The sequence below is a fragment of the Oceanobacillus indicireducens genome (assembly GCF_014647195.1).
Lineage (GTDB): Bacteria > Bacillota > Bacilli > Bacillales > Amphibacillaceae > Oceanobacillus > Oceanobacillus indicireducens.
The window spans coordinates 162159-186018 of record NZ_BMOS01000002.1 but is presented as its reverse complement, the minus strand read 5'-3'; the positions used below and the strand labels follow the sequence as shown (position 1 = coordinate 186018).

Here is a 23860-nt window from a genome sequence, read left to right as displayed (position 1 = left end):
CAAGCAAGATGTATCTTTGCAAAATATAGGAAACCCACGATTCCTTTCATTCAGCGTAAGGGTTTTGCGCGCTCCCCAGACTGGCTCTCTAATCGCCGTTCAGTTGCCTGGTGGACGGATGCGCATTCTAAGGCAAAGCCGAAGCCTCGACGCACAGGATGTTAATGTCAGACGTTGCCACATACGAGAGCGTTCTTAGTCTGTCTCGGAAGAAAGGCACTTCCTGCGGGGGCTCATCGTCTCCGCTTTCCCGCAGGAGTCACCGTCCACCGGCAACTGAACTGGTAGAAAGGATTATTATTAATGGAAAATATGTCACTGATAAGCGTCCTCTTACTAAAATGAAAAATAATGCTCCAAATTTGACCTTTCCTCGGAGCAGTCCAGACACCTCGAGACTCCAGCGGGAGGATAGGCCTGGCGAGACCCCACAGCGCGATAGCGCGAGGAGGCTTGCCGGCCGACCGCGGAAAGCGAGAGGTGTCTGGACTGCGGACCTCCAGGAGTAAGTTGCATACACTCACGCTGAATGAAAGCAATTCGTTTTTTAATTTTTTAGGTTTTATAAAAAAGAATAGAATGTTTGAATTGTGGTATTCATTATAGTGAACCTTTTATTCAATCCAGGAGAAAGGAACAAGCGCGATGGCATATTACCAACAGGACACAACAGAAGTACTGGAAGAACTTGAAGCAACCACGGAAGGACTAAAACAAAGCGAAGCAGAGAAACGAGTAAAGGAATTTGGCTATAACGAACTAGCAGATAAAGAACAAGTCGCAACTTGGAAATTATTCCTCGAAACCTTCAAGGATCCGATGGTCATTGTTCTGCTTGCTGCGGCAGGCATTCAGATTTTGCTCGGTGAAATCGCGGAATCGCTCATTATTTTTCTCGTACTCATTATAAACTCCGTGATCAGTGTCATTCAGACAAAAAAAGCAGAAAGCTCGCTCGAGGCATTACGGGATATGTCAGCCCCGGAAGCGAAGGTCATTCGGGATAGCACCAATACGATAATACCAGCCCGGGAACTCGTGCCAGGAGACATCGTATTGCTCGAAGCAGGAGACTATATTCCTGCTGACGGGAGAATCATCTCAAGCGAATCGCTTAGGGTAAATGAAGGCATGCTTACCGGGGAGTCTGAAGCCGTTTTGAAGAATACGAAAACGATATCTGGAGAAGCTCCACTCGGGGATCGATTTAACTCTGTTTATAGCAGTTCTCTCGTCGTAAATGGCCGCGGGAGGTTTGTTGTAACAGGTACAGTTGAACAGGCGGAGATTGGAAAAATTGCTGACCTGATTCAAACGGCGGAAGCAAAGCAAACCCCGCTGCAACAAAAACTTGAAGTGTTTTCGAAAAAGCTTGGTCTCGACATTTTAATCCTCTGTATTTTAATTTTTGCCATACAGGCGCTGCGAATATGGTTCGGGAATTCAGAAGTAGCAACCGGAACAGCATTATTGAACGCATTAATGTTCTCCGTCGCGATTGCGGTGGCAGCGATACCTGAAGCTTTGTCATCGATCGTTACAATTGTCTTATCCGTTGGTACGAATAAAATGGCAAAACAGCATGCCATCATCCGAAAACTTCCTGCCGTTGAAACGTTGGGCAGTGCCAGTGTCATCTGTACAGATAAAACTGGAACATTAACCCAGAATAAAATGACGGTCACTGATTATTTTGTGTTAGGGAAGGAAGAGGAAACGGCTAAGAAGGCAAAGCAGATGTTGCGCAATGTTGCTGCCCTCTGTAATGACGCAAGGATAGATCCGGACGGAAAGGAAATCGGTGATCCGACGGAAACAGCGCTGATCCAGTTCGTCAATGAACAGGGGAAAAGATATGAGGAAATCCGGGAAACTTACGCTCGCCTCGGAGAATTGCCTTTTGACTCAGACCGGAAGCTCATGTCAACAATTCATTCAATTGGTGGAGAGCGGTTGCTCCTTACAAAGGGTGGACCGGATATTATGCTGAAGCGGGCGAGCCATGTTTTACAGGCTGGCGAAGAAGTTCTGGCAACTGAAGAATTGCTCTCGAAATTTACCGAAATGAATGAGGAATTTTCCAATCAGGCCCTTCGTGTGCTTGCCTATGGTTATAAAAAGTTTCCAGAAGACACGGTGACCGTTACCGCAGAAGATGAATTTGATTTTGTCCTCATAGGTCTCACAGCGATGATTGATCCGCCTCGGGAAGAGGTATATGACTCGATTCGCGAAGCGACAAATGCAGGAATCCGAACGGTCATGATTACTGGTGATCATAAAACAACTGCCCAGGCAATTGCGAAAGATATCGGTATTGCGCGGGAAGGAGATATAGCGCTTACCGGTCAAGAATTGGACGGGTGGAGTGATGCGGAACTGGATGAAAAGTTAACATCGATATCTGTTTATGCTCGTGTTTCACCAGAGAATAAAATTCGGATTGTCCAAGCCTGGCAACGAAAAGGTAAGATTTCAGCGATGACTGGAGACGGTGTGAACGATGCACCGGCATTGAAACAGGCTGATATTGGTGTCGCAATGGGAAGTGGAACAGATGTAGCGAAAGACTCTGCTGCGATGATTTTAACCGATGATAATTTTGTTTCGATTGTCCGAGCGGTTGGTGTTGGGCGCACGGTATACGACAATATTAAAAAAGCGATCAGTTATTTATTTGCTGGGAACTTAGGAGCGATTATCGCTATTTTGTACGCGGTTATTTTTAATTTACCGAATCCGTTTACTGCCTTGCAGCTTTTATTTGTCAACCTGGTAAATGATTCACTTCCGGCAATTGCACTCGGGATGGAAAAGCCGGAACCGAATATTATGGACCGGAAACCGAGGAAAATAGATGAAGGCATTTTTGAAGGTGGGACATTACGGGCTGTCATGACAAGAGGTGTTATGATTGCGACCGTTGTCATTATTGCCTTTTATCTTGGAATCCGTCACTCTGCGGAAATGGGGGTGGCAATGGCCTTTTCAACGCTCATCCTTTCCCGGACATTACAAACGTTTGCAACCCGTTCGAATACACAGACAGCAATCGGCGCAGGCTTTTTCCAAAATAAATATGTACTCGGCGCCGTTGTGATAGGTTTTCTCTTATACGGTATGACGACATTGCCATTTGCAAGAGAAATCTTCAATATCCCACCAGAATTTGGTTTCCGGGAGTTCGCGATCAGTATCGGACTTTCCATTATAGCCCTAATAGCAATGGAGAGTGCGAAAGTTATTCAAACATGGCTAGAAAAGACTTTGTAAGCAGCAGTGAGGAAAATTCCTTACTGCTTTTTTGTGCTTTAAAAATTATAAAATAATGGGATCCTAAACGGGTACATTCATCTTTATTATGAATAATTTACAGTTTATTTGTAAAGCTATGATTGTAACTATTTTAGGAGGTGTTGACAATGCATACGTTACGAAAAATTGCATTGGCACTTGTAATCATTGGAGCGATTAACTGGGGACTTATTGCTATATTCCAATTTGACCTCGTTGCAAGCATCTTTGGCGGACAGGCCGCGGGTCTTTCTCGACTTGTGTATGGACTTGTCGGTTTAAGCGGATTAATTTGTCTAAGCTTTTTCTTTGATCCAGAAACCGATACAGATATGGATCGCGGCGTCCAGACAACGAACCAGGCGACATTCGGAACGGAATTTGCCGATGACTTTGACCCAGAGTATCGTAGAGAACGAGAAAACCCACCACGAGACAGAGATGATCTGTAAGTGTAAAATAACCCACTTCAAATAGAAGGGGTTATTTTATTGTTGACAAGAATGTTTACAGCTGTTATTATCTACATATAATGAATTAAAAATACTTTAATTAATATAAACTGAATTTGTGGAGGGTAATGAATGAATCATTTAAAAGGAATTCACCACGTAACCGCGATTACAAGTAGTGCCGAGAAGAACTATGAGTTTTTTACGTATGTGTTAGGAATGCGCCTTGTGAAGAAAACAGTGAACCAGGACGATATTCAAACGTATCATTTATTTTTCGCCGATGATGAAGGAAATGCTGGAACAGATATGACATTCTTTGATTTTCCAGGTATACCTAAAGGGGTGCATGGGACCGATGAGATTTATAAAACATCTTTCCGCGTGCCAAGTGATGCAGCCCTGGATTACTGGGTAAAACGCTTTGACCGTCTTGAAGTGAAACATACTGGAATTAAAGAACAATTTGGTAAGAAGACGATCTCATTTGTTGATTTTGATGATCAGAACTACCAGCTTATTTCAGATGAAAATAATGAAGGAATTGCTTCCGGTATTCCATGGCAGAATGGCCCTATCCCGTTAGAGTATGCGATTACTGGCCTTGGACCAATTTTTATCCGCGTGAGCCAGTTCGATTATTTTAAAGAAATGCTGGAAAAGGTCTTGCTTTTTAAAGAGATTGCAGAAGAGGATGGCGCACACTTATTTGAGGTCGGCGAGGGTGGAAATGGTGCCCAAGTGATAGTGGAGAAAAACGTAGTAATGCCGCCGCACCGTCAAGGTTTCGGTACTGTTCACCATGCAGCTTTCCGAGTCGAGGACCGCTCTGTTCTTGATGAGTGGATAGACCGGATGGATAGCTTTGGTTTCCCAACGTCCGGGTTTGTTGATCGCTTCTTCTTTGGTTCCTTGTATGCACGGGTAGCTCCACAGATTCTCTTTGAATTTGCAACGGATGGTCCGGGATTCATGGGGGATGAGCCTTACGAAACACTGGGTGAGAAGCTATCCTTGCCACCGTTCTTAGAGCCGAAACGCGAACAGATAGAAAAGATGGTCCGTCCGATTGATACGGTGAGAAGTACAAAGAAAATTGAAAAGGAATATTAAGAATGAGACCGTGATAGACTGGATAATAAACAAGATTTATTCAATCTTTACCTATTCTTTTCCATTAAGTTGGGGTATTCTAATATTAGAAACTGAATAAATTAAAAATGACAGAAGATGTGCTACTACCTTCTGTCTATCCAATAGCTAGGTTCCCTACAAGGGCGACTGGCAGCAAATAATCCACTCGAGCGACCAACTCAAGGGTGGATTATTTTTTGGTTAAAAGCTAAAAGTACATCACAACCCCGCATATTACTGTAATTAGAAGAATCCATTTTGAAAAAAGATTAATCAAAATGGATTCTTCACTTTTAGATATAGCAAGACTTTTTATAATAAAGAGATTGATTATTTTAGGGCTCTCTTATTCATAAGGTTATAAATTAAATCTTTCTGATATAATCTTAGCTACTTCCATAGGACTCAAATTAGTGTTATCAATTCTTATGTAATTTTCCTTTTTAATTTCACCTTTTTTGGAATTCAATCTGTATTTTTTCATTGTCTCCTTTATTTCCTTTTCTGACCAATCAACATTTCTTTTTGTAGGCTTATGTTCCAGACGATGTGGACTTTTATTTCGTTCCACTCTTTCGTCAAGATTGGCTTCTAATTCTACAAAATAAATACTTGCCTCCTTGGATTCAAAAATTTCACATATATTATCTACATAATCCCAATCATCTTGTTGGTCAAATGCCCATACATAGGTGAATATTAAGCCTTTTTGTTTACTCTCAGCTACTGCCTTAAATATTTCCGTCCTAAATAGAGTTGATAATCTCCACATTTCTGGACTAAAACCGAAAAATGGTTCAAGTAATTCGATGGTCATATGGTTATGAAATAATTTCAATTCGGTTATCTTTTCTAATTCCTGCCCTACTGTCATTTTTCCAACAGCTTGAGGTCCAAATATAAGTACGAATTTCATTGATTTCCTCCTCTTCTTTTGAAACAAACCTGCCCCATTATTACAATATATTCGACGAAAAGAGCGTTAACCCTTCTTTGATTAACGCGCCCTATAGTTGAATAGCTATCCCAATGACTCTCAAGAAACTATATGCCAATGAAAATTATTACTACGAAATTAACAATAGGGAATTAGAACGCAAGAAAAGAGAAGAAATTAAATCCCTTGAAGTGTTAATGTTTTAATTGAAAGAGGGGATATTTATGGGAAAGCGTTCTATTGGTTTATATGAAGGTATAGCATTGTATATTGCTGCAATACTTGGATCGGGTGTTCTATTTATATCATCGGTTACAGCTTCTATTGCAGGCCCTGCATCCATATTGTCTTGGATAATTGTAATTCTTGCTAATCTTCCACTCGCCTACACATTTGCTTGTCTAGCACGTGAATACCCAGATGCTGGGGGTACTGCAACTTTTGTAAGGAAATCATTTGGATTTCATTCCGGAAATATTGTAGGTTGGTTTTACTTTGTCACTGCTGCAGTTGGACAAACGATTGTATCTTTAACTGGGGCATTTTACATTAGTCAAGCATTTGGATTTTCTGATCTAGCAAGAACTTTAATTGCATTGATCATTTTAGTAATTGCAGGTACAGCAAATTATAACGGAATTAAGGTTAGTGGTAAAGTTGCGTTAATCATAAGTGGTTGTTTACTATTAATGCTTACAATTACCATCATAATTTCAATACCGAGCATCAGATTGGAAAATTTTACTCCCTTTGCCTCTAATGGATGGTACTCAATTGGAACAGCAATAACAGCAATATTTTGGGCATTTTTTGGATGGGAAGCTATTTGTAATCTTGCTAATCACTTTAAAGATCCAGATAAAAATATTGTTAATAGTACCATTATTAGTGTAATAATTATAGGGATATTATTTTTAGCGCTAAGTTTTGTAACAATCGGAACCGGGACATACGGAAGTATTGAGAGTAATCTTTCACCAATTGGCGTTATAATGGAGGAAACACTAGGAGTAGGTGCACAAATTGTGACCGCTATTTCGGCATTTTTCATATGTATAGGAACTTCAAATGCGTTTGTAGCAAGCCTAGCGCAACTCGGATACTCTTTGAGTAGAGATGGTGCGTTTCCAAAAAAATTATCACATATGCATCCAACTAAACAAGTCCCAAGACGTATGGTTGTTTTTGTAATTGGTTTTGCAGGTATCGGAGTTATTATTACAGAATACTTGACAATGACATTTAACGATATTTTATTTATTCCGACTTCGTTAGGAGTGTTAGTGTATATTTTTTCTATGGCTGCTGGTGTTAAACTTTTTAAAAATAAAACCTTACCCTGGTGGTCTTCTTTATTTTCACTAATCTTTTGTATCCTTGTATTACCGTTTTTTCAATTATACATCTTTGTCCCTATAATCATTACCGCTTTATATGTTATCTATATGACATTTCAAAAAAGGTTTGTTTATTGGTGATATGTAAAGCTTACCTGGCGGTATTAGCTAATAGAAACTTTATCAATTGGAGAGAATTTAATCCATGAAATCAAATAATCTATTTTCATTCGAAGTAAAGTGGAAAGCAATAGTTACATGCGACAAAAGATATGATGGTAAGTTTTTTTATGCCGTAAAGACAACTGGTATTTTTTGTCGACCATCTTGTAAATCCAAAACCCCTAACTATGAAAATATATGTTTTTTTAAAAATGCTATGGAAGCTCTACAACAAGGATTTCGACCATGTAAAAGATGTCGACCTGAGCTTTTTATTGACATTTATGACCCTCAACAAGAAGTAGTGGAGAAAACAAAATTTTATTTAGAAAAGAACTATGAAAAAAAAGTCACCTTGAACAACCTTGCTGTCAAAATTGGCGTAAGCCCCTATCATTTAAGTCGAATATTCAAAGAAAATTTAGGTAGCACGCCACACAAATACCTTGAAAATATAAGAATTCATAAAGCCAAGAGTTTATTATTGAATACAGATCATAACATCATGGAAATATGCTTTCAGATAGGGTACAAGAATCTTTCTAGTTTCTACAAACACTTTAAAAAAATATGTGGCTGCTCACCTCACCAATTTAGAATTAACAATAAGAAGGTAAATTAAGAGACCATGTAGAAATTTATGTACAATAAGCAGTTTCTTATTGAACAATCCTGTCCTTAAATCACATATAAAGTCATTCGAATAAAAAAACTCGAATGAGCATCATGCACGCTGATTCGAGTTTTATTACATTTTTATCACGGATTAACGGTCTGTAATACCCCCACCTCCAAACATGAGGGAAGCCCAACATGTGAAGGTGGGGGGGATACAGTCCGTAAATCCCTGATTCTGTTCAACTAACATTCAGAAGGGGAGGTAAGGAATTCCCCACTGAATGAAGTTTCACTTTATAAGTTTTTAATCGCGTCTTCAATCGACTGTTCACCCGAAATGATATCAAAGGACGTGTTTTCGGTGTTTTTATTTTTTAAGCTCGCGATTACCGTTTTCGCAACATCTTCTCGCGCAATTGCACCATATTCCTTCAAGTCACCTGCTTGAATTTTCCCAGTGCCTGCTTCGTTCTCTAGTCTTCCTGGGCGAATAATCGTATGCTTCAATTTACTATCCAAGAGGAAGCGGTCAGCATAATGCTTCGCTGCCATATAATGTTTGATTGGACTTTCCGCCCAAGCTTCACGATTCTGTGCCTGGAATGCGCTGATCATAATGAAACGTTCAACACCAGCATTTTCAGCAGCTTCAACTGCTTTCACTGCGCCATCGAGGTCAACGAGAATGGTTTTATCAGCTCCTGTATGACCGCCTGATCCTGCTGTGAAGATAACAGTGTCTGCCCCGTCTATTGCTTTCTCTAAATCAGCAACCGAACCTTCTAAGTTTGCCAGTACTGCATCTGTGCCGTTTGCTTTCAACTCATCTAGCTGTTTTTCTTTACGTACCATTGCCGTTAAGGAAATATCAGCTTCGTCTTTCGCGAGCTGGATGATATGTTTTCCTATTTGACCATTTGCTCCAATCAACAACACGTTCATGAATTCTTCCCCTTTCTAATGGGAAACTATAAAATAAAAATGCCGTGATAACTTAGTTAACCAGGTCTAGCCACGTCCGCTCTGCGCCCAGCAACTATCAAACTTCACACTCCTCCAATCGATAAGTCAACATCACCTCACTATCGTTCGCTGTGTTTCCTTTATCTCATTCCGGAGTGCTCCAGTTTGTACGTTGCTAAACGGGCGCTTCCGCCTTTGTTCTTTTATTACTTTGTTTTATTTTAGCAAAATGATGAAAAGAATTCAAGCTATTGATTTGGAGTGTTAGAACAACCACAGGAATGCGGCGATCAAACTGACAGTAAGCTTGAAGATGAAACGTAAGATCTCACTCCTCTAAAGTATGGTTTACCCTTAATATAGCGTGAGATTTATTAACATTAGTGACGTTTGTTCAACCATAATACGCCAGACTTTGCTAAACGGGGAAGGAGCCCGGTCATTGGCATTGTCATCATATTACCGAACCCATCCGATTTCCCGAGGGATCCAAGTGTGCCTCTTAACTTGATTGGGCGTGGTTTTCTCGGGGTTTTGCCGCGGAATAATGCGAGTAAGACTTCAGCAAGCTGTTCTCCTTGAGCCCCTGCAAGCTGGGCGCTTGGCGAAAGTTCGGATGCGGCACAGTCACCAAGGACGAAAATATTTTGTTGCTCTGGTACTTGATAATATTCATTAACGATGATCTTTTCATGCATGTCTTTTTCGAATGGCAGTTCACGGACAAGATAGACAGGTCTTACACCAGCGGTCCAAATAGTGACATCATTCAAGTAACAGACACCATTATTGCACACACCGTCTTTTTCTACATATTCAACATTGGAGTGATGAATGACATCGACATCATTGGTAATGAACCATCTTTCTACATGATTTTGGATTTTCTCATCAAATGCTTTCAAAACAGTCGGTCCCCGGTCGAGCAGGCGAATGTTCAAGTCCGGCCGGCTTTCGCGGATTTCAGAAGCTACTTCAATTCCGCTCAAACCAGCTCCTACAACAGTAACCTTCCCGTAAGCATTCAAGTTACCGACCGCGACGCCTGTATGTCTTGCCTTAGAAAAGGTCTGAACACTTTCTGTATATTCGATGGCCCCTTTAACGCCGTGATAATTGTCTTCGCAACCGAGTCCAATTACCAAGTAATCAAAGTGAAGTGTATCTTCTGGGTCTTCGAATATGATTTTGTTATTTTCTGTATCAATTTTTGTAACTTCTTTAAACATATACTGGACCCGCTTGTCCTCCGGGAATTCCACACGTACTTCTGAATCAGCGACCGTTCCGGCTGCAATCGTATAGAATTCAGTTTTTAAGGAACGAAATGGGTTCCGGTCAATCAATGTAATCTCTATATCGTCTGGAAGATAATTTTCTAGCAATCCGGAGAGCACTTTAATCCCGCCGTAACCCCCGCCTAGTATTACTAGCCTCTTCATGAAATAACCCCCTTAAGTTTGTTCGCATCACTATTTATCTCCCAATCTATCACAGTGTAACTCGCTGTAAGCCCTCCCAACTTCAAACGCTAGTTAACTCGTTAATACGAAAGGGGAGGCCTAGCAACCAGTAACGGACCGATTGGCTTAGATCATTCAGCAGGGGAGAAAAGCTCGCACCACTGAATGAAGTTCCACTTTATAGATTACCAAAGTTAAGTAAATTCCGCTACTAACGGCCTCAGTCGTTAAAACATGTGAAAGGGCAACCAAATAGATATATGATATACTAAAGGTAGTTTTTCAATGTGTGGAAGAGTAATTATACAAGGGGGAAAAGTGATGGTGAAGGAAGGAATTGCTATCCAAGATGAATATGCGGATGAGTTTGCTTGGTGTTATGGGTGTGGCAGATTAAATGAAGCGGGGCATCATTTCCGGACGTTTTGGCAAGGGGAGAAGACGAGGACAGAATATCAGCCGAAAGACGAACATAAGGCAATACCAGGTTTTGTCTATGGTGGTGTGCTTGCATCGCTTGTTGATTGTCATGGAACAGGGTCGGCAGCATTGGCCTTGCACCGGAAAAATGGTCACGAACCGGGGGACGGGGCAGAACCTCCAAGATTTGTGACAGCATCGCTCCATCTGGATTTTATGAAACCGACTCCACAAGGTGTACCTTTGACAGCGATTGGGACGGTAGAAGAAGTTCATCCGAAGAAGTGGAAAGTACATGCTGAGGTCTTTGCCGGTGAGGAATGTGTTGTTAAAGGGGAAGTTGTCGCAGTCGTCATGCCGAAAACTTTCCAGAATGCATAGTAAGTATAAAGCTTTAAACGAATGATGAGGTGGAACATGAAGATGTTGAATTTAGATTCCTTATTGGATGTCATGGGCGAACTTTTTTCTGATGAAGTATCCATCGCAGTCTCGGATACGAAGGAATATATTTATTATCGCAGGAGTAAACGAATCGATTTAAAAATTACGCCAGGAGATCCAATTAAGGAAGGAACGATCGCATATCAAGCTATTGCAACGAAGCAAAAATCCTCCGAGTTCATCGACCGTTCTGTATTCGGTGTGCCTTATCATGGAATGGCTGTACCTTATTTTGAAGGAAAAGAAGTGGCTGGTTGTGTCACGGCTATTTATCCAGCATTCACCGATGGGAAATCGGTCGTGACGGTGCGGACGGAAGATGGCTGGAAACCGATTCCTTTTCAGGAAGTGCAGTTTTTAGAAGCGAAAGACAGGAAAACCCACGTCATCGCTGAACATGATTATGGGACACATAAGAACACCCTTCAGGAATTTGAATATTTATTACCTCGGGATATATTTGTACGTTGCCATCGTTCTTTTATCGTGAATGTACACCATATTAAAGAAATTTTCCCTGACACGCATTCGACTTTATTATTATCGATGATCGGCGGGGAGAAGATTCCGGTAAGTCAATCCTATTCTAGTTATTTTCGAAAATTGTTAGGATTTTAATGCAAAAAATTCATGGTTTGTTCACAATTAGGCTTGTTTTAATCAAATTAATATGAAGTCTATCCTGGAAATCCAATTTCCCCCTAATTCTCTTGTAATATTATTTGTAAGAGATCTTTTTAGAGAAGGGGGAAATTTTCATGCGGGAAAGATTAAAGCGCATACATCTTACGGAGCTTCATGATCGTGTTACTTCTGCGCAAGTTGCGGCATCATGGGTAGAAGATGGAATGACACTAGGCTTGAGTGGTTTTACGCGGGCAGGCGATGCGAAAGCAGTACCGAGAGCATTAGTGGAGCGAGCGAAAGATGGCGAGGACATAAAAGTAAACGTATACACGGGCGCCTCCCTCGGCTCTGATATTGATAAGATGATAGCAGAAGCGGGCATTGTGAACAAACGAGTTCCTTTCCAGGCTGATCCAGCGATGCGTAAAGCAATTAACTCAGGGGATCATTTGTTTGCCGACCAGCACTTGTCCCATACTGCTGAGCTCTTGCGTTCGGGTGTAATTGAAATCGATTACGCAATCATCGAAGGCGTATCGATAACGGAAGATGGATTACTGATCCCAACTACATCCGTTGGGAACAACCTAGCTTTTGTTGAAGCGGCGGACCATTTGATAATTGAAATCAATACAGCTCAACCGGAAAATCTGGAGGGAGTACACGACTTGTACAGCCCGGCAGTGCAAGGGGAAAGACAGCCGATTCCATTAACGAAAGTGGCCGATCGTCTCGGAGATATCGGAATTCCATTAGATATAGATAAAATTAAAGGAATTGTCTTTACGGAGCAGCTGGACTCTCCATCGACTATTTTACCGCCGGATGAAGAAACGCAGCAAATGGCTGATCACTTGCTTGATTTCCTAAGGGATGAAATCGAGGAAGGGTGCTTAACGAAAAAACTTATGCCACTGCAGTCGGGTATTGGAACGGTAGCGAACGCGGTATTGCATGGGATGCTGGAGTCGGAATTTGAAAATCTTGAAGTCTATTCCGAAGTATTGCAGGACGCTGTATTTGACTTAATCGATGCGGGGAAAGTCGATTTTGCTTCTGCCTGCTCCATTACTTTATCGGAAGAAAAGATGGAAACTGTCTTCGGTGACTTTGAGAAATACCGGGATAAGCTTGTCATTCGCCCACAGGAAATATCCAACCAACCAGAGCTTATCCGCAGACTAGGTCTCCTATCCATTAATACTGCACTTGAACTAGATATTTATGGAAACGTGAACTCGACACATGTTACCGGAACGAAAATGATGAACGGTATCGGTGGATCAGGAGATTTCGCTCGTAATGCAAGACTTGCAATTTTTGTTACGAAATCAATTGCAAAAAATGGCGACATCTCTAGTGTTGTGCCATTCGTATCACACGTTGATCATACGGAACATGATGTAGATGTTATTGTAACGGAGCAAGGGTATGTTGACTTGCGGGGGCTCGCACCAAGAGAACGGGTTCCCCTCATTATTGAAAACTGTGCCCATCCGATGTATCGGGAACAGCTTTGGGCATATTACCAGGAAGCACTCGGACGCGGAGGGCAGACACCGCATGTCCTTGAGAAAGCACTCTCCTGGCATACAAACTTTATGAAAAACGGAACAATGAGAGAACGTGTTGTAGAAAAAGTAGAGGGTTAGGTTTCAAACAAAAAGGGGTTAATTATATAAAAAGGCGGAAGCGCCCGGTTAGCAACGTACAAACTGGAGCACTCCGAAATGAGATAAAGGAAACACAACGAACGCAGTGAGTTGATGTTGACTTATCGATTGGAGGAGTGTGAAGTTTGATAGTTGCCGGGCGCTGGAGCCAGACGTCGTTAAAGAAAGGCATATATGCTTCGGGCGGGAAGCGTATATGCCTTTTACGTTGTTGCATTTAAGAATTAGGACAAATGCACTGACTCTAGTCTCGTTTATTTTCTAATGAGCTGAAGGAAGTGGGTGAGTATTCTTGCGGTTAGTCCCCAGATTACTTTGCCGTTGTATTGATAGAAGATTTCATTGATATGGTTGGCGCTCCATTTATAGTCTTTGCCACCGACAATACGGTCGAATGGGAAATTATCTTCTGGCGTCACGTGGACACGGACTTTATAAATTTCCGGTTCTGTTTCTAGGAAGAAATCGAGCGGGACGGTGAATACTTCTGCTACTTCAGCTTCGTTTGGAACGATTGTTTCCGATTGAAGCAAGGTTCCTACAAAGGGATAAATGATGCGGCCGCTGTCATTAACGATATAATCAAGAGGTGTCAACCCTTCAATATTCTTAGCGCTAATCCCCAACTCTTCCGTTGTTTCCCGGATTGCTGCATGCTTCGGGCTTGGATCTTGCGGGTCGATCCTCCCACCAGGGAAACAGACATCTCCAGGCTGACTCCGCATATGCATCGCCCTTACTTCAAATAGGATATGGGTTTCATTCTGAATGGATGTGAGGGGGAGAAGTACGGCAGATTGTCTATAATGTTGTTCGCCCATAACCCGGGGTGTTCTATTTTCTAATTTAGCAAGTATTTTAGATGCATCCATTACGTCACCTCCGTGCATGTTTCTCTTGATTACTATTATACATGAAAATATGGAAATATTCTTTTGGCTGCTTGTGCAAAAGTGTATATAAGCTCATGTTCTTTTTCAAGCGCAAATTTCTATGCTAAAATAATAGGCATAACACACCCATAGAACTGAGGGATAAAATGAAGCGACTATACGAAGGTAAGACGAAAGATGTCTATGAACTTGATAATGGTAATTATTTATTGAAATTTAAAGACGATGTGACAGGGGATGCTGGTGTTTTTGACCCGGGTGCGAATACGGTTGGGATGACACTGGAAGGCGCAGGTCAGGCTGGGCTGAAGCTTACCACATTATTTTTCGAAATACTTAAGGAGAGAAATATTCCAACTCACTTTATTGCTAGTGATTTAGATGAGACAACGATGACCGTCATACCGGCAGATGCTTTCGGTGATGGTTTGGAAGTTATTTGCCGCTACCGGGCAGCTGGTAGTTTCCTCCGTCGCTACGGCAAATACGCGGAGGAAGGGCAAGAACTAGATAAGTTTGTGGAGGTTACGCTGAAAGATGACGAGCGTAATGACCCACCAATCAGCAGGGATGCACTTAGCATGCTCGGTATTCTTTCCGGCGGGGATTATGAGACGTTAAAACAATTAACTATTGATATTTCCGATATTATTAAGGAAGAACTCGCTCGGAAAAATATTGAGCTCTACGATATTAAACTTGAATTCGGCCGTGATAAAGAAGGGAATATTATCTTAATCGACGAAATCTCCGGCGGCAACATGCGCGTCTGTCGTGATGGTAAAGCAATCGACCCAATTGAACTCGCGAATATCATGACCACAGAATAAAAAAAATACTCGGAACCGTGCATTGCTGCTCGTTCCGGGTATTTTTGTTTATTGTATAGGAAACGTTTAAATTAAATGCTATGGCTAACTTAGGTATCCTTGGTTAGCCACGTCCGGCGCAAGCGCCCGCGAAACTTACTGTAAGGGTGCTTCCTCCTTTGTTCTTGGTTACCCTAATGCTTCTCAACTTTTACATTCGGTTCATCTTTGATTTCCCCTATTGCTAGGTCGTCTGTTATATGGAGTTGGCGAGTTTTACCATGCTTTGTGACAAATTTAAAGATCCCATTGTTAAAGTCTGTGCCGATTTCTTTATAAAAGATTCCTTCATATAAATTTTCTCTCGCTCTTGTGAAGGTAATCCGGTATTCGTCCCCGTCTTTGATTAAAAATGCACGAACGCCTTTTTCGTAATCCGTATCGGCATCGCTTTTTAGAGAGCGGTCGACGGATACGATATGCACATCGACAAATGTTATTTCTTTCAAAATTGAATTGACGAAGGAGCCTTTTGTAATTTCTTCCCAGCGGCTCTGTGGCGTCTGCCCGACAACAATTTGCGTGATGTTCCGGCTATGGGCGACTTCGGCTATTACTTTTGCAACCGGACGTTTTTCGTTATCGCGCAAGATGAATTCTTCGATACCAAGCTGATCGCATAACTCTTCCCAAGCCTCCACATAATTCGATCGTTCCGCATCGAAGTCGTCGTATGGCAGCGGGTCTACTGTCAGCACATATAATGGGCAATTCATAATTTGAGAAAGTTTATGCCCTCTCCGGATTAATCGCTCACCATTTGGCCCATAGTAAACACAGACTAAAATCCTTTCATCCATACGGCCTTTAATATTTTTCATGATGGCAAAATTCACCTCTTTATCCTAATTACTCTGCTGTTTAATTCACTTTGTTTGATGAAACTGTATCATTTTAACATGTATTCTAATGTTCGTGAAGACCTAACCGAAAATATTTACTTCATGTTATAAGTATGTGGAAACGGGAAAAATAGTAATACACAAATTTATTTTTAGGCCCCGCCAGTCTTCTGAAGTGCAAGCAGTTTAATGTTCATGTATAATTAATACTTGTAATATCAATTCCACAAAGGTTTTACTACAAAATCACATAATATTTTATAACATACTATTCAACATTCTTTGTTTCCGAATGGTTTGTTGCCCCTTAATTATCATACGCGTAACTTATTAAGTCAAGGTATCATGAAATAACTTCATATATACAACAACACCGGCATGTTTTCTTGAAGAAATCCTGTATGTTTTATGCAGTCGACAGGTGACTTTTGATTGGAGGTTTGATTTTGGTAACTTTGAATTTCGTCGTACTTATACCCTTTTTAGCTGCAATGCTTAACCCGCTTTTCTATAAAAAAGGAACGCGGCTGCATATCGGATTATTACCGATGATTGTTGCTGTATCATTATTTAGCTATCTTTTGTTTTATATACCTCAGATTGCAAACGGTAAGACTTTTTTGCACACCATTTCATGGATTCCTTCCTATGGAATTAACTTTACCACTTATTTGGATGGGCTTAGCTTAATTTTAGCTCTACTTATTACGGGTATTGGAACACTTGTGATCCTTTACTCGATTTACTATTTGTCTGAAAATGAACAGCTGGGACATTTTTATACGTATTTAATGCTGTTTATGGGTGCGATGCTTGGTGTCGTGCTATCTGACAACATGATGGTGCTTTATGTGTTCTGGGAGCTGACAAGTATTTCTTCTTTCCTCTTAATTGCATTCTGGTATCAGCGGAAGCGTTCCAGGGAAGGAGCACAGAAATCATTACTTATCACGGTAAGTGGCGGTTTTGGTATGCTTATTGGATTTTTAATGATCTATACAATGACCGGAACGCTGAGTGTGCGGGAAGTTATTCAGATCATGCCGGAGATGACGGGGCACGGTTTGTTTGTGCCGGCCATGTTGCTCGTCCTCTTTGGGGCGTTTACAAAGTCTGCTCAATTCCCATTCCATATTTGGTTGCCAGATGCGATGGAAGCGCCGACGCCGGTCAGCGCGTATTTACACTCTGCGACAATGGTAAAGGCTGGAATTTATTTGGTTGCCCGTTTTACACCAATATTTGGTGGTGAGGGGATATGGTTCTGGATTGTGACTGGAGTAGGGTTGTTTACGCTGTTTTGGGGTTCATTTCAGGCTGTGCGGCAAACAGATCTTAAGGCTCTTCTTGCTTTTTCTACGATTAGTCAGCTTGGGATGATTATGAGTATGTTCGGAATGGGCTCCGTTGCCCTTCACTTCGGTTATTCTACAGAATCTGTCTTTTACTCACAAGCAACCTTCGCCGCATTGTTCCATCTTGTGAACCACTCCACCTTTAAAGGTGCATTATTCATGGCAGTTGGAATTGTGGACCATGAAGTAGGGACAAGGGATATCAGAAGACTCGGAGGTTTGGCAACAATTATGCCGATTACGTTTACCGTGTCTTTGATTGGAAGTTTTTCCATGGCTGGTTTACCTCCATTCAATGGTTTTCTAAGTAAGGAAATGTTCTTCCAAGCAGCAGTTGATATTACCGAGCTTGGTATATTTCATATGGATACAATCGGTAATTTGATTCCGATAGTAGCGTGGGTGGCAAGTATTTTCACTTTTGTGTACAGTATGATTATCGTATTTCAGACTTTTCTTGGACCATATAAGGAAGAAAGGCTGGAACGACCGGCAAATGAAGGACCTGGCGGTATGCTGATTTCTCCTGTTATTTTGGCAGGACTCGTCGTGCTTATTTTCCTCATGCCGAACATGCTTGGAAATTATATTATCCGTCCAGCGGTGGAAAGTGTGTTCCCGACCCTTGTAACAGAAATGAATTTAGGTGTAGAAATATCGGCTTGGCATGGGCTTAATACAGCACTTTGGATGACAATTGGTGTCGTCGTGCTCGGTATCTTGCTCTATTCCTTCCCAAGAGCTTGGCGCTGGATCTATGCGATTTTCCCGATAGGCTGGTCGCTGAATACATTGTATAACTTCACACTGGAGCAAAGTGTTAAATCGTCCAGGAAGTTTACGAACAGTTATATGACAGGTCTTTTACGTCATTATTTAATGTATATTTATTTATTCTTTATCCTGCTCGTGGCAGGAGCCTTTGTCTTGACGGGATCATATGACTTTACGATCTCAGGTAATGCGGAGATATCAATTTTTGAATGGATCATTGCACTGACGCTGATTATTGCGGCTATTTCCATTCTGTTTGCAAAATCCCGGCTCACTGCTATTCTCCTAAATAGTGTTTTGGGTTACGGAGTTGCGCTGTTATTCGTTATCTTCCGAGCGCCCGACCTTGCACTAACGCAAATGGTCATTGAGACGGTAACAACCGTTCTCTTCCTTGTTGCTTATTATTTCTTACCGGAATGGAAGAAGGAAAACGAACCACGGAGAATAAATCTGTCGAAATTGCTTATATCAATAGGTTTTGGTGCATCGTTCACTGCCGTGGCTTTGGCAGTTCAAAATAATCGTTTGTTTGACCGGATTTCGACATACTTCGAGAACTCTTATGAACTTGCAGGCGGACGCAACATCGTGAATACGATTCTAAGTGACTTCCGTGGGTTTGATACGATGCTTGAAGTTGTTGTGCTCCTCATTGCCGGAATTGGAGTGTACTCCATTATTAAACTGAAGGCAGGAAATCGGGGGGATAAGTTTGAAAATCAATAATGTCATTTTGCGTACCGTTACGAAGCTTGCTGTATTTATTATCCTGACCTTGGCTGTTTACCTGTTTTTCGCGGGGCATAACAGTCCGGGCGGTGGATTTATTGCCGGACTTGCCCTTTCAGCTGCGTTTGTACTGCTGCTTCTCGTAACTGATATTGAAACGATTAAGAAGGGTATTCCGCTCGATTTCAAAAAGGTTGCTGCATTTGGAGCATTTCTAGCAGTTGGGACGGGCTTTGGTGCATTTGTATTTGATGTGCCATTTCTTACTCAAAGCTTCGGTAATTTTGTAGTACCTTTTTTCGGGGAAATTGAATTAAGTACTGTGACGATATTTGAAGCTGGTGTATCGTTCGCGGTAGTTGGGGTTGTAATTACGATTATCTTAAGTATTAGTGAGGATGTGTAGGCTATGGAAACATTGATGATCATCCTAACCGGCGTTTTGGTCACGATTGCGACTTATCTCGTCTTATCGAAAAGTGTGATTCGTGTCATTCTCGGAACGGCCGTCTATTCCCATGCCACACATTTATTAATCATTACGATGGGCGGACTGAAGAAGGGGAATGTGCCGATTTTGGGAGATGACGACGTTAGTACATTTGTTGATCCGCTCCCGCAAGCGTTGATTCTAACATCAATTGTAATCAGCTTTGCGGTGACGGCCCTTGTGCTTGTACTTGCATACCGTGCTTATCAAACGCTTGGAACGGACAATATGGAAGAATTGCGAGGTAGGAAGTATGAATAATATTATTGTACTGCCGATGGCTCTTCCAATTATGCTTGGCATTATTCTGATCTTTTTAAGACCATATATAAAAACACAGCGGGTATTAACCGTCCTAGGATTGCTCGTGACAATCGGAATAAGTATCTATATGCTGCAGTGGATTCAGACGGACGGCATCATCCGACTCGATTTTGGGGGATGGGAGCCGCCATTTGGAATTCTGTTTGTAGCAGACTCTTTTGCAGTCATTCTTGTTACCGCCGCAAGTATCGTGACATTAATTTGTTTAATTTATGCTTTTTCTTCAATTGGCGAGAAAATAGAGTATATGTATTTCTACTCCTTTGTTAACTTCCTCCTCGCAGGTGTTAACGGATCCTTTTTAACAGGCGATATTTTCAACCTCTATGTAAACTTTGAAATTATGCTACTCGCTTCTTATGTATTAATCGTCCTCGGCGGAAAACGAATGCAGCTAAGAGAATCGCTTAAATATGTCGTTATTAATATTATTTCTTCCTGGTTTTTCCTCGTTGCTATCGCATATTTGTATGCACAGCTTGGAACCTTGAATATGGCGCATATTTCAGTATTAATCAGTGAATCTGGACAGACACCATTACTGACAGTGACGAGTCTTGTATTCCTGATTGTTTTCGCTTTGAAATCCGGATTGCTTCTGTACTTCTGGTTACCAGGTTCATACAGTGCCCCACCAACTGCTGTTGCAGCTTTGTTCGGAGGATTGCTGACAAAGGTAGGAATTTACGTCATGATCCGTGTGTTCACGTTGATCTTTTACCATGAACCGCAAATTACCCATACAATCATCGGGATTTTAGCTGGTTTGACACTCATTATGGGGAGTATTGGAGCGATTGCTTATAAAGATATCCGGCAAATTGTCGCTTATAACGTCATTATTGCGGTTGGATTTATCTTAGTGGGGCTTGCCGTCATGACACAGGAAGCACTGGAAGGCGCGGTTTATTATCTGATGCATGACATGGTTGCAAAATCCCTGCTCTTCCTGCTTGCTGGGACTATGATTACCGTGACAGGAGAGAAGCGGCTTGATAACATGAGTGGTTTAATCCGTAACTATCCTGTATTCGGATGGATGTTCTTTATCGTTATGCTATCTTTAGCCGGGGTACCGCCGCTGAGCGGTTTTATCGGAAAAGTACTTGTTGGTCAAGGGGCAGTTGAAGCGGGCTCTTATATTCTGCTCGCGCTCGGCTTTATTTCCAGTATCTTTGTCCTTTATTCCCTCTTAAGAGTTTTCTTGAATAGCTTTTGGGGAGAGACAATCATCAGTTTTGATGACGAGGTACCGATGAAGAAGGGCTGGATGGTTTCATTTGGCTTGTTCACAGCACTTATGTTTACTTTTGGACTCGGAGCAGAGTACTTCGCTCCCTTCGTAGCCGACGCAGCCAATACACTGCTCAACCCACAAATTTACATTGATGCTGTATTGGAGTAATTAATCTGCTGCTCGTTAGGAAGCAACAATGAGCAGCAGTCAAAAGAGGAGCTGACTATGGATGCCAGCACAATTTTTTCTAAACGTATTTATTGCTATATTATGGGTATTTATTAGTGATGAACCCGAACTGCAATTCACAACATTCGTGTTCGGATATATTGTCGGAATCGGAATCGTCTTCTTGATGCACCGACTATTCGGCGAGCGATTCTATCTCGCCCGTCCGTGGGCTTTATTCAAATTACTACTCATCTTTATCCGTGAGACATTCTCATCCAGCATTTGGGTATTGAAACATATATTAAGCCCAAAAGTAACCTATAAACCTGGCATATTTAAATATGAGACGCAAATGCGGGGAGAATGGGAAATCACTGCGATTTCATTACTTCTTACATTGACGCCGGGTTCAGTGGTCATGGAAGTAGCACCTGAAGAGGACTACTTATATATCCATGGGATGGACCTCGAGGAATCGAAAGAAATGTTGCTCAAATCCTTGCATACTTTCGAAAAAGCAATTATGGAGGTGACGCGCTAATGATTAACACATTACTCGTTACGTCGCTCATTCTGTTCGGGGTGGCGATTGCCATTACACTCATCCGGATTATTATCGGACCGAGCTTACCGGACCGCGTCCTTTCCCTTGATATGATTGGTGTTCAAATCATTTCATCACTGGCGATTATTTCAATACTCCTTGATACTCGTGCTTTCTTAGAAGTGATACTCGTGCTTGCTATCCTTGCGTTCATTAGTACGATTTCCTTCACGAAGTATATAGAGAGGGGTGTTATCATTGAACGTAAGCGTGATGATTGAATATGTCGGTGCCATTTTAATTTTTATCGGTTCATTGTTTGCGGTTGTCAGTGCCATCGGGAATATTCGATTTCCTGATGTTTATACTCGCTCTCACGCAGCAACGAAAAGTTCTACACTTGGTGTATTACTCACTTTAACAGGTGCGTTGATTTATATTTTGGAAAGTCAAAATTACTTCAGTGTACGCCTTGTACTAGGGATTGTTTTTGTATTCTTAACTGCTCCTGTATCTGGTCACCTGGTTACAAGAGCTGCTTACCGGAGTAAAGTGAAGTTAGCGGATATCACACTCGAAGATGATTTAGAAGAAGTAATCCATGGGGAAAAAGAAGAATTGGAAGAAGATAATACAAATTGAAATTGGGACATAACTTTCTGCGTCTATCAGAAAGTTATGCCCTTTTTTGTAATCAATCGAATAGTTCTGCTACGATTTCATAAGAACGCAGGCGATCTTTCAAATGGAAAATCTGCGATCCGATAATCATTTCATCTGCTTGTGTTTCTTCTTGGAATGCGATGAGACGTTCCCTAACTGTATCTTTATCACCGACAATTGTCGTCCGTGGATCGAGCGATTCATAGACAGCGGCTTTTTCCATTGGAGACCATACACTATCCATACTTTCGATGGGTGGCTGAAGTTGTCTTGGTTTCCCGCGGCGCAAGTTAAGGAATTGCATATATTGGGAGCTTGCCAGATACTCGGCTTCCTCGTTCGTATCCGCTGCAATCACGTTTACCCCAACCATCGCATATGGCTTAGCGAGCGCATCGGACGGTTCAAAGTTGGCCCGATAAAGCTTCAATGCCGGAATGGTGTAGGCAGGTGCAAAGTGACTGGCAAAAGAGAAGGGCAGTCCCTTATGAGCAGCAAGTCTTGCGCTGAAGTCGCTGGAGCCAAGCAGCCAGATTGGAACATTCAATCCTTGACCGGGAATAGCTTTAACATGTGTCTTCGGTTCATCGGAAAAATAATCCTGCAATTCATTTACTTGCATCGGAAATTCCTCTGGTCCAGAATTCAGTGTTCTTCTAAGGGCAAAGGCTGTTGCCTGATCTGTTCCGGGTGCCCGGCCGAGTCCAAGGTCGATTCTTCCCGGGAAAAGCGATTCGAGTGTACCGAACTGTTCGGCGACAACAAGCGTTGCATGGTTTGGCAGCATAATACCACCAGCTCCAACCCGCATATGCTTCGTATTCCCAGCAATATGAGAAATGAGAACAGATGTCGCAGAGCTTGCGATACCAGGCATATTATGATGTTCAGCCAGCCAATAGCGGTTAAAGCCTAATTTTTCAACATGTTGAGCAAGTTCAACACTTTCCTTAAACGATTCTCTCGCATTTGAACCTTGGCGAATTGGTGCAAGGTCTAGTACAGATAAAGGGATTTTATTAAAAACTTTGGCATGTTCATGTTGCAATCCACTCACTCCTTTAATCTCATTACTCCACTTTCACATCCGAAACCTGTTCCACCTTATGATTGCTTACATTCAGCGTAAGTATTTTGTGCATTCATTTGATTGGCGTTCTAATTACCGTTCAGTTGCCCGGTGGGCGGATGCGCATCCTATAGGGCACAGCCGAAGCCTCGACGCACAGGACGTCAATGTCAGACGTTGCCACATGCCACATACGAGAGCGAACTTAGTCTGCCTCGGAAGAAAAGCACTTCCTGCGGGGTCTCATCGTCTCCGCTTTCCCGCAGGAGTCAGGGCAACTGAACTAGTAGTGATGATTTATTAGAATGGAAACTATCTCATCAAGATTAGCGTTCTATTCCTAAATGAAAAATAGTGATCCAAACTTGGCCTT

Annotated in this window: 22 protein-coding genes; 16 read left to right on the top strand and 6 right to left on the bottom strand. The window is 41.8% G+C overall.

The features are described 5' to 3' along the window. The first annotated feature begins 645 nt into the window (after positions 1 to 645). From IEX94_RS02315 to IEX94_RS02305, 3 genes are all read left to right on the top strand, one after another. Positions 646 to 3273 carry a cation-translocating P-type ATPase gene (locus IEX94_RS02315; RefSeq protein WP_188855868.1) on the top strand — a complete coding sequence of 876 codons (2628 nt, stop codon included), beginning with the start codon at positions 646 to 648 and terminating at the stop codon, positions 3271 to 3273. 149 nt (positions 3274 to 3422) lie between these two features. Beyond that, entirely contained in the window at positions 3423 to 3746 is a 324-nt protein-coding gene (locus IEX94_RS02310; RefSeq protein WP_188855867.1) for a DUF378 domain-containing protein, read from the top strand. 132 nt (positions 3747 to 3878) lie between these two features. Continuing rightward, positions 3879 to 4859, top strand: coding sequence for a ring-cleaving dioxygenase (locus IEX94_RS02305; RefSeq protein ID WP_156856228.1), 981 nt, complete (start codon positions 3879 to 3881; stop codon positions 4857 to 4859). Positions 4860 to 5238: 379 nt separating this feature from the next. On the opposite strand, the gene IEX94_RS02300 is transcribed toward IEX94_RS02305, so the two are convergent. Beyond that, positions 5239 to 5796 carry a DEAD/DEAH box helicase family protein gene (locus tag IEX94_RS02300; RefSeq protein ID WP_156856229.1) on the bottom strand — a complete coding sequence of 186 codons (558 nt, stop codon included), beginning with the start codon at positions 5794 to 5796 and terminating at the stop codon, positions 5239 to 5241. A 245-nt stretch (positions 5797 to 6041) separates the two neighbouring features. Between IEX94_RS02300 and IEX94_RS02295 the strand changes: the two genes are divergently transcribed. Further along, positions 6042 to 7295 (top strand): APC family permease, encoded by a 1254-nt coding sequence (locus tag IEX94_RS02295; protein WP_188855866.1) that lies wholly within the window; start codon positions 6042 to 6044, stop codon positions 7293 to 7295. A 64-nt stretch (positions 7296 to 7359) separates the two neighbouring features. Beyond that, entirely contained in the window at positions 7360 to 7938 is a 579-nt protein-coding gene (locus IEX94_RS02290) for a bifunctional transcriptional activator/DNA repair enzyme AdaA (protein ID WP_188855865.1), read from the top strand. A 290-nt stretch (positions 7939 to 8228) separates the two neighbouring features. Here IEX94_RS02290 and IEX94_RS02285 read toward each other — a convergent pair whose 3' ends face one another. After that, a complete protein-coding gene (locus IEX94_RS02285; RefSeq protein WP_188855864.1) occupies positions 8229 to 8876 on the bottom strand; it encodes an SDR family oxidoreductase in 648 nt (215 codons plus the stop codon). Positions 8877 to 9277: 401 nt separating this feature from the next. Beyond that, the gene (locus IEX94_RS02280) at positions 9278 to 10339 is read right to left on the bottom strand and encodes an NAD(P)/FAD-dependent oxidoreductase (protein WP_188855863.1); all 1062 of its coding nucleotides are present in this window, start codon (positions 10337 to 10339) and stop codon (positions 9278 to 9280) included. A 342-nt stretch (positions 10340 to 10681) separates the two neighbouring features. Here IEX94_RS02280 and IEX94_RS02275 point away from each other — a divergent pair, with 342 nt between their 5' ends. From IEX94_RS02275 to scpC, 3 genes are all read left to right on the top strand, one after another. Then, positions 10682 to 11161, top strand: coding sequence for a PaaI family thioesterase (locus tag IEX94_RS02275; protein ID WP_370459747.1), 480 nt, complete (start codon positions 10682 to 10684; stop codon positions 11159 to 11161). Positions 11162 to 11197: 36 nt separating this feature from the next. After that, entirely contained in the window at positions 11198 to 11842 is a 645-nt protein-coding gene (locus IEX94_RS02270; RefSeq protein WP_188855862.1) for a LytTR family DNA-binding domain-containing protein, read from the top strand. Positions 11843 to 11982: 140 nt separating this feature from the next. Continuing rightward, positions 11983 to 13503: a succinyl-CoA:acetate CoA-transferase ScpC gene (gene scpC, locus IEX94_RS02265; RefSeq protein WP_188855861.1), complete on the top strand. Its 1521-nt coding sequence runs from the start codon at positions 11983 to 11985 to the stop codon at positions 13501 to 13503. 275 nt (positions 13504 to 13778) lie between these two features. Here the strand turns inward: scpC and IEX94_RS02260 are convergent, their stop codons facing one another. Further along, positions 13779 to 14396, bottom strand: coding sequence for an NUDIX hydrolase (locus IEX94_RS02260; protein WP_188855860.1), 618 nt, complete (start codon positions 14394 to 14396; stop codon positions 13779 to 13781). A gap of 167 nt (positions 14397 to 14563) precedes the next feature. On the opposite strand from IEX94_RS02260, the gene IEX94_RS02255 reads away from it, so the two are divergent. Then, positions 14564 to 15247 (top strand): phosphoribosylaminoimidazolesuccinocarboxamide synthase, encoded by a 684-nt coding sequence (locus tag IEX94_RS02255; RefSeq protein WP_188855859.1) that lies wholly within the window; start codon positions 14564 to 14566, stop codon positions 15245 to 15247. 173 nt (positions 15248 to 15420) lie between these two features. Here the strand turns inward: IEX94_RS02255 and IEX94_RS02250 are convergent, their stop codons facing one another. Further along, on the bottom strand, positions 15421 to 16107 hold the full coding sequence (locus IEX94_RS02250) for a universal stress protein (protein ID WP_188855858.1): 687 nt from the start codon (positions 16105 to 16107) through the stop codon (positions 15421 to 15423). 467 nt (positions 16108 to 16574) lie between these two features. On the opposite strand from IEX94_RS02250, the gene IEX94_RS02245 reads away from it, so the two are divergent. From IEX94_RS02245 to IEX94_RS02215, 7 genes are all read left to right on the top strand, one after another. Beyond that, positions 16575 to 18986: a Na+/H+ antiporter subunit A gene (locus IEX94_RS02245; protein WP_188855857.1), complete on the top strand. Its 2412-nt coding sequence runs from the start codon at positions 16575 to 16577 to the stop codon at positions 18984 to 18986. Further along, positions 18973 to 19395: a Na(+)/H(+) antiporter subunit B gene (locus tag IEX94_RS02240; RefSeq protein ID WP_156854071.1), complete on the top strand. Its 423-nt coding sequence runs from the start codon at positions 18973 to 18975 to the stop codon at positions 19393 to 19395. Before IEX94_RS02245 ends, IEX94_RS02240 begins: the two co-directional genes overlap by 14 nt. 3 nt (positions 19396 to 19398) lie before the next feature. Further along, the gene (locus IEX94_RS02235) at positions 19399 to 19740 is read left to right on the top strand and encodes a Na(+)/H(+) antiporter subunit C (RefSeq protein WP_188855856.1); all 342 of its coding nucleotides are present in this window, start codon (positions 19399 to 19401) and stop codon (positions 19738 to 19740) included. After that, a complete protein-coding gene (locus tag IEX94_RS02230) occupies positions 19733 to 21208 on the top strand; it encodes a Na+/H+ antiporter subunit D (RefSeq protein WP_188855855.1) in 1476 nt (491 codons plus the stop codon). Before IEX94_RS02235 ends, IEX94_RS02230 begins: the two co-directional genes overlap by 8 nt. Positions 21209 to 21269: 61 nt before the next feature. Continuing rightward, entirely contained in the window at positions 21270 to 21752 is a 483-nt protein-coding gene (locus tag IEX94_RS02225; RefSeq protein WP_156854076.1) for a Na+/H+ antiporter subunit E, read from the top strand. After that, on the top strand, positions 21752 to 22036 hold the full coding sequence (locus IEX94_RS02220; protein ID WP_156854078.1) for a Na(+)/H(+) antiporter subunit F1: 285 nt from the start codon (positions 21752 to 21754) through the stop codon (positions 22034 to 22036). Before IEX94_RS02225 ends, IEX94_RS02220 begins: the two co-directional genes overlap by 1 nt. Next, on the top strand, positions 22014 to 22397 hold the full coding sequence (locus IEX94_RS02215; RefSeq protein ID WP_188855854.1) for a Na+/H+ antiporter subunit G: 384 nt from the start codon (positions 22014 to 22016) through the stop codon (positions 22395 to 22397). Before IEX94_RS02220 ends, IEX94_RS02215 begins: the two co-directional genes overlap by 23 nt. Before the next feature lie 52 nt (positions 22398 to 22449). Here the strand turns inward: IEX94_RS02215 and IEX94_RS02210 are convergent, their stop codons facing one another. Then, positions 22450 to 23466 carry an LLM class flavin-dependent oxidoreductase gene (locus IEX94_RS02210; RefSeq protein WP_188855853.1) on the bottom strand — a complete coding sequence of 339 codons (1017 nt, stop codon included), beginning with the start codon at positions 23464 to 23466 and terminating at the stop codon, positions 22450 to 22452. Positions 23467 to 23860 lie beyond the last annotated feature (394 nt).